Source organism: Halomarina ordinaria (genome assembly GCF_030553305.1).
GTDB classification, from domain to species: Archaea; Halobacteriota; Halobacteria; order Halobacteriales; family Haloarculaceae; genus Halomarina; species Halomarina ordinaria.
In genome coordinates this window covers 1,901,243-1,910,951 of record NZ_JARRAH010000001.1, presented here as the reverse complement: position 1 = coordinate 1,910,951, position 9,709 = coordinate 1,901,243, and the positions used below count along the sequence as shown (strand labels likewise).

Genomic DNA, 9,709 nt, shown 5'->3' with positions numbered 1-9,709 from the left:
CGCCTCATGGGGTGCGACGACTGCGGCGCCGTCGCTCGTGGTGCGTGTCGTCCAAGAGAAATGCAGAACCGCGTGTATCACCGCCCGGTGCGGTGCGTACTCGCCGTGTTACAGGCGGGTAAGGTTCTTCGCGCGGGGGCCCTTGGGGGCCTGTTCGATATCGAATTCCACTTCCTGGCCCTCCTCGAGGTCCGCGCCGCCGATGTCTTCCATGTGGAAGAACACGTCGTCGTCCGCATCCTCCGTCGAGATGAAACCGTAGCCGCCAGTGTCGTTGAAGAAATCAACCTTGCCGTTTGCCATTGCGACTAAACGAAACGCCCACCCACCAATAAGACTTGCGAGAGTCGTGGTACCTTGGGGGTATTTTGCTGGACGACGTAACCGATTCGTCCGCTCGGCTGGTCGAATGTCAGAAACGGCCGGTTCTCGACGGGACCGGTGGGGGTTTCTGACCCCTGCGCCGCTCGTTCGACCGAATCGGCAGTTCCCGACGACGTCGCTCCCGTGACTCGTGTCGTGGGGTCGAGGACACCGGGGGGCGACACCACGGCCGACCCCTCTGTGACGGCATCGACTCCGCGCGTTACGACCCGAGGACGCGCGCGAGGCCGCCCGCGAGGAGGACCAGTGCGCCGGCGATGAACGTACCGGGAATCGGGAGGACGAACAGGACGGCACCGAACGCGAGGACGGCAGTTGATGCTCTCATTACGGGCAGGGGTTCGACGGGCCGGTAGTTACCGTTTGTGGCGGTGCGTGCCGGTCCGGCCACCGGGTCAGTAGCCGCCGGGGAGCGCGAGGACGATTCCCAGTACGACCAGCGGGACGGCGAACAGCGTCGCGTACCAGCCGCCGGCGGCGCCGAGCAGGACCCACGTCGACCAGCCGTAGCCGGTCGGGTCCCAGTCGACGCCGACCCGGGGGAGCGCGAGGACGCCGACGACCGGACAGCCGACCGTGTACAGCACCCCCAGCAGGAGCGCCAGGGTCAGGAGCGCGTTCCCCCACGCACCGCCCGCCGAATCCACGGACGCGAGCACCCACAGGACGCCGCCGACGTACGGGAGCGACAGGCCGACGCCGACCAGCGCGTACGTCGTGACCGGCGAACCTTCGGGGGGGAGCGCCGCGAACAGCGACCGAACCCGCTTCGCGGCCAGGAACGGTGCACAGAGGGCCGTAGCGGCGACCCCCGGGACGAGCAGTACGAGCCCGAACGTCACCCATCCGCCGACTTCGGGGACGACAGACTGGAGGAGGGCCATGCGTGGTCGCGCGCGGAGCGACACAAGTGCTTTCGGGTGCGTCGCTCCCGACCGTGCAGACGGGTACCGTGACCCCGCGTTCGTGCGCCACCGCGACGAACCGGCGTGATACCGCCCCGAGCGACGGCGGTCTGTCGGGTGTGGAGGGGGCCCGACGCCCGACGAGCGAGCACGCTCGCACCGGGCCGACGTCCGGGTTTATACTGCCAGCGACCCTATTCCGGCCGGAGAGACACTCGTGACTGGACCTCAGAGCGTGCGTGTCCTCGCGGTCTCGGACGGTGACGAACTGCTTGCCGCCCTCGACCGTCGAACGACACTGGCACTCACCGCCGTGTCGGAGGGCAGCGACGCGTTGTCGCGTCTCGACGACGCCGACTGCGTGGTGTTGATCGACGGTGGGGGCGTCGATGCGGTCGCCCTGCTGGAGCGTCTCCGGGCTTCGATACCGGCGTTGCCGGTCGTAGTGGTCGCCGACGACGGAACGGTCGCGAGTGACGCCGTCGCCGCCGGCGTCTCGGAGTACGTTCCGAAGGATGCCCCCGACGTCGACGACCGACTGTACGGGCGGGTCATCGCGGCAGCGGACGCGGCGACGTCGCGTCCGACCGACCGGAACGCCCGGATGCCCATCGAAGACCTCGGTTTGCGCGAGGAGCTACGACTGAAAGAGCGGGCCATCGACGAGGCACCGGTCGGCATCACCATCGCCGACGCCGACCGCCCTGACGAGCCGATGGTGTACATCAACGACGCCTTCGAGCGGCTGACGGGCTACTCGAAGGAGCGCGTCGTCGGCCAGAACTGTCGGTTCCTGCAGGGCGAGGACTCCGACCCCGAGGCCGTCGCCGCGATGCGTGGGGCGATCGACGCCGGCGAGCAGGTGTCGGTCGAGTTGCTGAACTACCGGAAGAGCGGCGAACCGTTCTGGAACCGCGTCGACATCGCGCCAGTTCACGGCTCCGACGGGTCCGTCTCACACTTCGTCGGGTTCCAGACCGACATCACCGAGCGCAGGGAGGCCGAGATGCAGGTGGAACGCGAACGACGGAGCCTCGAACACCTGCTGGTACGCATCGACGGCCTTCTCAGGGACGTGACCCGCACGCTCGTCGGGTCCGGGGGACGCGTGGAGGTCGAACGGGGCGTCTGCGACAGCTTCGTAGCCGTCGATACCTACGAGTTCGCGTGGCTCGGCGTTCCGGACCGCTCCAGTGACACCCTCGCCGCGACGGCGTCGGCCGGCGAGTGGGCCGTCTCGCTCGACGACCTGCACGTCGACCTCACGGCGTCGGACCCGCCTCTCGCCGCCACCGCCTACGAGACCGGCGAACTGCGTGTCGTCACCGACGACGCAACACTGGCAGCCATCGCCGAGGACTCGCCGTGGATGGCCGCCGGGGCTGTCCACGGCATCGCCGCAGTCCCGCTCGTTTACGGCGAGACGACGTACGGCGTCCTGTCCCTGTACGCCACCGAGGAGGCGGCGCTGAACGAACACGAACGGGTCGTGCTCGAAGCCATCGGCCGGTCGACGGCGACGGCGTTGAACGCCCTGGAACGCGGCCGGATGCTCGCCACCGACAGCGTCCGACAACTCGACATCGAGACCACCGACGGGGGCCTGTTCTTCGTCGAACTCTCGGCACAGACCGGTTGTTCACTCACGTACAACGGCTCGGTGTACCGCGACGACGGGTCGGTGCTGATGTTCTTTCAGTCGGACGGCGACGCCGAGGCCGTCCTCGCGGCCGCCGAGCAGTACTCACACATCGCGTCGGGGGAGCTGATACACGAACACGGCCGCGAGGCACTGCTCGAGTTCACCGTTACGGACGACTCCCTGCCGGCGACGCTGGCCGAACGCGGCGTCCAAATCCGTGCCATCGCCGTCGACGACGGCGTCGCTACGATCGAACTCGAACTGCCGAGCGAGGGCGACGTGCGTGCCATCGCCGACCTCCTCTCAGAGCGGTATCCGGCGACGGAAATCGTCGCCCAGCGCGAGCGCGAGCGTCCGCCGTCGACCCGACAGGCGTTCGTCGGCGAGGTCGAGGAGCGACTCACCGAACGACAGTTGACGGCGCTCCAGAAGGCCTACGTCAGCGGGTTCTACGAGTGGGACCGTCCCGTCACTGGCGACACGCTGGCGGAATCGATGGATATCGGTCGGGCGACGTACCACCAGCACCTCCGTGCGGCGGAACGGAAACTCATCGGTGCGTTCTTCGAGCGGTGACACCTCACCCCCACCAGATTCCCTCCCGGTAATCCATCCACGTCACTACAGCGACGTGGGGAAGCGTGAGCACCGCGACGAAGACCAGATACACAGCGGCTCCCGACGCCGTCGAAGCGGGTGCGACGGGAACGAGCGAGGCGAAGCCGACGAGGAAGACGAGCGCGAGCGCCGTCGTCGGTGCGGCCTCACGGGCGGACGACACGACGACGCTGCGAGGGGTAACCGGTCCGGTCCCGGTCCTGGTCCCGGTCCCGTCGACGGCGACGACCCTGAGGACGTGCCGAAGGGAGTGCCACACGCAGAAGTAGACGCCGATGGCGACCACCGGTGGCACAGTCAGGAAGAACAGCCACAGGAGCGCCGTCTCGCCGGCGTCGACCTGCCAGCCGCGGCCACCGTCTCGACGGTAGCCGACGAGCAACACCCCGACGCTGACCGTCAGGAAGACCGCGCCCCCCACCAGACGGGTCCCTCCGGCGAACAGCCACATCGCCGAGACGTCGGTCCCGAACAGGCCGACCCACGAGTCGACGACGGTTCGATACCGCTCCGGGAAGGCGAGGAGCGGGACGAACATGGGGAGGCCACCCCGAACCCCTCCTGTCGTCACCCGAAGTCCCGTCGAGTCGAGGTGGTCGGCTTCCACGAAGGCGACGAGGGCGTGAACGTCGCCTTGACCCCAGTGGAACCACGTCAGCGCGATGAACCCTGCTGCGGCGGCCAGCGGGGTGATGAGCCAGAGTACCGCGTAAGCGCCGCCGAAGACGGCGTAGAGCCCCCCGACTGCGGCCATCGAGCGGGGGGGCGAGCAGTCGTCGACTCGCGCCGGAACGAGGTAGTCGATCGCGCCGTGTGGGAGGCCGAAGACGACGACGCTGGCCGCGAGCGGGAGGTACCTGATCGACGGCGGCAGCGAGACGTCAAGCGCTCGTCCGAGGGTCGCACCGACGACGAACAGGGCACAGATCACCCACGCCGGGCGGGCGGCGAGACGGCGGTAGACCCCGCGAAGCGCCGGCGTCGGTCGCTCGACGGTCACGCCCATCGATCGACCACCCATCGGAACAGGACCAGCCCCTGCACCACGAAGAGGTTCGTCACGAGAAAGAACAGCGCCTCCTCGAGAGGGAGGCCGACGAGCGCGACGCCGGTCGTGTACGTCGGCGAGATGTGCCAGATACCGGTGGCGAGCGCGACCCTGTCGATTACCCAGAGGTACAGCGTCGGGACGGCGACCCCGAGGGCGGCCGTTCGACGCTGATACAGCAACTGTGGGAGGCCGACGACCCACTGGATGAACAGGACGGGCGCGCCCCACGCGAGGATGGCGCCGAGGTAGAGCGTCTCGGGCGACCGGAGGCACACCGCACCGGCGATACCGAGTCCCGTCGCGGCGAGCGCTCCGACGCCTCTGTATCGAAGCGAGAGTCGACCGACGTCGAGCGTTCGTCGCCCGTGTGTGGTCCGGCCGAGTGCGTCGGCTTCCGGCCACCCGTCGCGGAGCGTCAACTGCCCGAGCCACAGTGCGGTGAGTATCGGCTGGAGGACGAAGAACACGTACTCGCCCAGCGGGGCGAACCCGAGATGGACGAACGTCCGTCCCTCGCCGTAGCCCCAGACGCCGCGAGCGATGAGGTAGTTGTCCCACGGCGTCGTGTAGACGACAGCGAGCAGCGTGACGATGGCGACGCCGCTCCAGTAGGGTCGGTCGATCGACCACACCGTCGGCCGGGTCGTTCGAGAACGGGTCACCGTGGCCGCTGCCAACAGTCCCGCGACTGCCGGCAGGACGAACGCGAAGTGAAACTGCGCGTACGTCGGACCGCTCATTGTCGCTCCGCTCGGCGAGCCGTGCTGTCGAACGTGTCCGTGTGTCGGCGGGTGGAAGTCATCGAGACGGATTCGAGCCGGTGCGCTTCGGGAGTAGTTCCTCCTCGACACCGTCGTCCGGTGTCAGTCGGCGACCGGCTGGGACGTCGACCCGGCGAGCCCGCCGGCGGCGTCGAGCACCTCACGGCTCGACAGCAGTATGAACCCGAAGCCGACCTTCGCGACGAGGTCGAGGACCATGAAGCCCGCCGTCTCGATGGGGAGGCCGACGAGACCGAGCCCCTCGGTCCCGAGGATCCACCACACCGGATACACCAACCAGACGACGATGATGAGGTTTCGGAGGGTACGGAACGTCGACTGGGCGGCCTCCGGGAGCCGGTTCGCCTCCTCGGTCAACGTCTCCAGCAGGAAGTACAGGAGCACCAGCAGGAAGCCGGTGGAGACGCCCCACCAGACGATGCGGTCACCGACAGGACCGAGCAGCGCGCCGGTCGTCGACAGCGTCGCTACCGCACCGGTGCCTATCATCAGCGCGTCGAGCCCGACGAGGGTGGCGAGTTGGTTCCGGTTCGCCCCGGCGAGCAACCCGAGGTCGATGAGGAGCAACGGCGTCGTGAACAGCCAGTCGGTGTACCGTGCCCAGTAAATGGGTATCTCCTCGCCCGCGACGGTCACCGTCGTCAGACCGAACCCCAGCGCCATCATCAGATAGTTGACGAAGGCGATGGCGGTGATGAATATCGTCACGATGTAGAACTCCTGTCGCCGTCTGCTCTCCTCGCCCCACCCGCGGGCGATGAAGTACACCATGCCGAGGAACATTCCTGCCGTACCTATCCACAGCCATATCGCTTCGCTACCTGGAGTTGCCATAACTCGTCGTTGACTACGCACTGGTCGGTTTTGAAATCTATACCAAACTAGTATGGACGATTCGGCAACTCTTACGTGCCGGGGCTTCCACCCCGTCGTCCGGCCCGACGCAGACATCGACGAACGCGGCACCGGGGGTCGGAATCGTTGTAAGGCGACGCCGTCGCTCGACTAGAAATCGCGCGAACGAACCATGCCGCCTCCCGGATTTGAACCGGGGACAGCTCGATCTTCAGTCGAGTGCTCTCCCAGTCTGAGCTAAGGCGGCTCGTCTCAACGGATGCCGACGGACCGAAAAAGCGTTTCGAAACGGCCGTGTGCGACCCGAAAGCTCATCACACCCCATAGCGGCGTCTCGGTCATGCCCGCTCCCCCGCTCCTGGAGAACGCCGGCGGCGCGCTCGTCCTCCTCGCGGTCGCCGCCTCCTCGTCGTTCACGGTCCTCGTCTTCGCCCCGCCCGTCGTCCCCACGTCCCTCCTGGTCTGTCTCGTCGCGGTCGCCCTGTTCGCCGCGACGCTGGTGGAGACGCCCCACTAACACACACTCGCTGTCGCTCGCGGAACGAGAGTGGGTCCGGACGGATTCGAACCCCACTCGCACCGCTCACGTTCGTTCGCGGTGCTCCCTGATTCGAATCCGCCGCAGTCCACGATCCACGCGGCTCACGTCCGTTCGCCGCGAGAAGTAGTGGGTCCGGACGGATTCGAACCATCGACCTCAGCCTTGTAAAGGCCGCGTCATGACCAACTAGACCACGGACCCTCGTCTCGACCCACCGCCGCGGAGCGAATAACGCTTGCGAAGCCCCCCGGAACCCTTACACTCGCACGGCCGGAGTCTCCGCTACATGCGAACGGAACGCGTCCTCGCCGCCGCCGGTCTCCTCCTCGCGCTCGGACTGGTCGGGGCTACCCTCGTCGCCGCCGGCGTCCTCCCTCCCGCCTTCCTCGGTTCGCCGCCCGCGGACGACGACTACGACCGGACGGCCGTCGTCGTCAGCGACGAGAACGGCACCGAACTCGGTCGCGTCGAGGCGCGCATCGCGGACACGCGACAGAAACGCTACACCGGCCTCAGCAACACCTCCTCGCTCCCCGAGGACGAGGGGATGCTGTTCGTCCACGACGACCCACAGAGCCTGACCTACGTGATGCGCGGGATGGACTTCGGCATCGACATCGTGTTCGTCGCCGAGAACGGCACCGTCACGGGCATCGAACACGCGCCGGAGCCGCCGGAGGGCGAAGACGGGAACGACTACCGGTACACGGGCGAGGGAAAGTACGTCCTCGAGGTGAACTACGACTGGACCACCCGCCACGGCGTGACCGTCGGCGACCGCGTTCACGCCGAGGGCGTCGGCCTGGAGCGGTCGGAGTAGCCTGTCCAGTGTTACCGTATTCCACTGGCTGCCAACACTTTTCACCGGCTCACGCCTAGGTTCAGCGATGGGAATACACGCCGACGAGGACGACCCGTTCGAGGAACAACGCGAACGGGCGGAGAACCCCATGCGTCGGCTGTTCGTCGATTACGGGGGGAAGAACACCTTCGCGTTCGTCGTCGGCGTCCTCGCCAGCACGGCCGCACGCGCGCTCGACCTCCTGCCGCCCATCCTGCTCGGGTTCGCCATCGACTCGGTCATCCGGCAGGACAAGGCGTTCGTCGCCCCGCTGATACCCGACGCGTGGGTCGCCACCCGGGAGGGACAGCTGTTCGTCGTCACGGCGCTCGTCGCGTTCTCCTTCTTCGGGGGCGCGCTGTTCCACTGGGCGCGCAACTGGGGGTTCAACTCCTTCGCCCAGCACATCCAGCACGACGTCCGGACGGACACGTACGACGCGATGCAGCGGCTCAACATGGACTTCTTCGCCGACAAGCAGACCGGCGAACTGATGAGCATCCTCTCGAACGACGTCAACCGCCTCGAGCGGTTCCTGAACGACGGGCTGAACAGCGCGTTCCGCCTCGGCGTCATGATCATCGGCATCGCCGGGGTGCTGTTCTACTTCAACTGGCAACTCGCGCTCATCGCGCTGGTACCGGTCCCCGTCATCGCCTTCTTCACCTACAAGTTCGTCGAGATAATCCAGCCGAAGTACGCCGAGGTTCGCTCCTCGGTCGGGAAGGTCAACTCCCGGCTGGAGAACAACCTCGGGGGTATCCAGGTCATCAAGTCGAGCAACACGGAGGACTACGAGTCGACGCGCGTCGACGGCGTCTCGCGGGACTACTTCGACGCCAACTGGGGCGCCATCGAGACGCGCATCAAGTTCTTCCCCGCCCTGCGCATCATCGCCGGCATCGGCTACGTCCTCACGTTCGTCGTCGGCGGACTGTTCGTCATCACCTACGAGACGACCGGCGGGGCGCCGGGGCCGTTCACGCAACCGCTGTCGGTCGGCGAGTTCGCCACGTTCATCCTCCTCACCCAGCAGTTCGTCTGGCCGATGGCGCAGTTCGGGCAGGTCATCAACATGTACCAGCGCGCCCACGCCAGCGCCGCCCGCATCTTCGGGCTGATGGACGAACCCGGTCGCCTCGTCGAGAACCCCGACGCCGACGAACTCGTCGTCGAGGAGGGCCGCGTCGAGTACGACGACGTCACCTTCGGCTACGACGACGCCGAGACCATCGTCGAGGACGTGCACTTCACGGTCGAGGGCGGCGAGACGCTCGCGCTGGTCGGCCCGACGGGCGCCGGGAAGTCGACGGTGCTCAAACTGCTCATGCGCCTCTACGACGTGGACGAGGGGGCAGTCCGTATCGACGGTCAGGACCTCCGGGACGTCTCGCTCCAGAGCCTCCGCCGGCACGTCGGCTACGTCAGCCAGGACACGTTCCTCTTCTACGGGACGGTCCGCGAGAACGTCGCCTACGGGTCGTTCGACGCCACCGACGAGGAGATCGTCGCGGCGGCGCGGGCCGCGGAGGCCCACGACTTCATCCAGAACCTCCCCGACGGGTACGACACGATGGTCGGGGAACGCGGCGTGAAGCTCTCGGGGGGCCAGCGCCAGCGCCTCTCCATCGCCCGGGCGGTCCTCAAGGACCCCGAGATCCTCGTCCTCGACGAGGCGACCAGCGACGTGGACACCGAGACGGAGATGCTCATCCAGCGCTCGCTGGACCGTCTCACCGCCGACCGCACGACGTTCGCCATCGCCCACCGCCTCTCGACCATCAAGGACGCCGACCAGATCGTCGTCCTCGAGGGCGGTCGCATCGTCGAGCACGGCTCCCACGACGACCTCCTCGCGGAGGACGGCCTCTACGCCCACCTCTGGGGCGTCCAGGCCGGCGAGATAGACGAACTCCCCCAGGAGTTCATCGAGCGCGCGGCTCGACGACAGGCACGCACGGACTCCGAGACGGGCGAAGCGGACGACTGAGCGGCGCGCTCGCTTCGGGACGGCGTCGCCACGCTGCCGTCGCTCGTCGGTTTCGGTCACGCGTCTCTCCGACCTGCCAGCGAAACGTCCGAAGAACAGC

10 protein-coding genes and 2 tRNA genes are annotated in these 9,709 nt (G+C 67.4%); 4 read left to right on the top strand and 8 right to left on the bottom strand.

The window, feature by feature from the left end; all coding sequences use genetic code 11:
* Positions 1–108: 108 nt before the first annotated feature.
* The 3 genes from P1Y20_RS10380 to P1Y20_RS10370 form a co-directional block, all read right to left on the bottom strand.
* On the bottom strand, positions 109–303 hold the full coding sequence (locus tag P1Y20_RS10380) for a cold-shock protein (RefSeq protein ID WP_304448589.1): 195 nt from the start codon (positions 301–303) through the stop codon (positions 109–111).
* Positions 304–586: 283 nt separating this feature from the next.
* Positions 587–712 carry a hypothetical protein gene (locus tag P1Y20_RS10375; protein ID WP_304448588.1) on the bottom strand — a complete coding sequence of 42 codons (126 nt, stop codon included), beginning with the start codon at positions 710–712 and terminating at the stop codon, positions 587–589.
* Between the two features lie 67 nt (positions 713–779).
* Entirely contained in the window at positions 780–1,268 is a 489-nt protein-coding gene (locus P1Y20_RS10370) for a DUF8162 family protein (RefSeq protein WP_304448587.1), read from the bottom strand.
* Positions 1,269–1,524: 256 nt separating this feature from the next.
* On the opposite strand from P1Y20_RS10370, the gene P1Y20_RS10365 reads away from it, so the two are divergent.
* Entirely contained in the window at positions 1,525–3,507 is a 1,983-nt protein-coding gene (locus tag P1Y20_RS10365; RefSeq protein ID WP_304448586.1) for a bacterio-opsin activator domain-containing protein, read from the top strand.
* Positions 3,508–3,511: 4 nt separating this feature from the next.
* Here P1Y20_RS10365 and P1Y20_RS10360 read toward each other — a convergent pair whose 3' ends face one another.
* From P1Y20_RS10360 to P1Y20_RS10345, 4 genes are all read right to left on the bottom strand, one after another.
* Positions 3,512–4,570, bottom strand: a complete 1,059-nt coding sequence (locus P1Y20_RS10360) for a Brp/Blh family beta-carotene 15,15'-dioxygenase (protein WP_304448585.1) — start codon at positions 4,568–4,570, stop codon at positions 3,512–3,514.
* Positions 4,546–5,340 carry a lycopene cyclase domain-containing protein gene (locus P1Y20_RS10355; RefSeq protein WP_304448584.1) on the bottom strand — a complete coding sequence of 265 codons (795 nt, stop codon included), beginning with the start codon at positions 5,338–5,340 and terminating at the stop codon, positions 4,546–4,548. Before P1Y20_RS10355 ends, P1Y20_RS10360 begins: the two co-directional genes overlap by 25 nt.
* Positions 5,341–5,463: 123 nt before the next feature.
* A complete protein-coding gene (locus P1Y20_RS10350) occupies positions 5,464–6,216 on the bottom strand; it encodes a bacteriorhodopsin (protein WP_304448583.1) in 753 nt (250 codons plus the stop codon).
* 194 nt (positions 6,217–6,410) lie between these two features.
* Positions 6,411–6,484, bottom strand: a tRNA-Phe gene (locus P1Y20_RS10345).
* Between the two features lie 93 nt (positions 6,485–6,577).
* Here P1Y20_RS10345 and P1Y20_RS10340 point away from each other — a divergent pair.
* On the top strand, positions 6,578–6,754 hold the full coding sequence (locus P1Y20_RS10340) for a hypothetical protein (protein WP_304448582.1): 177 nt from the start codon (positions 6,578–6,580) through the stop codon (positions 6,752–6,754).
* 151 nt (positions 6,755–6,905) lie between these two features.
* Here the strand turns inward: P1Y20_RS10340 and P1Y20_RS10335 are convergent.
* Positions 6,906–6,979 (bottom strand) — tRNA-Val (locus tag P1Y20_RS10335).
* An 85-nt stretch (positions 6,980–7,064) separates the two neighbouring features.
* Here P1Y20_RS10335 and P1Y20_RS10330 point away from each other — a divergent pair.
* Both P1Y20_RS10330 and P1Y20_RS10325 read left to right on the top strand, forming a co-directional pair.
* Complete coding sequence (locus tag P1Y20_RS10330; RefSeq protein ID WP_304448581.1) at positions 7,065–7,598, top strand: DUF192 domain-containing protein; 534 nt, start codon at positions 7,065–7,067, stop codon at positions 7,596–7,598.
* 67 nt (positions 7,599–7,665) lie between these two features.
* Entirely contained in the window at positions 7,666–9,609 is a 1,944-nt protein-coding gene (locus P1Y20_RS10325) for an ABC transporter ATP-binding protein (protein WP_304448580.1), read from the top strand.
* The last annotated feature ends 100 nt before the right edge of the window (positions 9,610–9,709 follow it).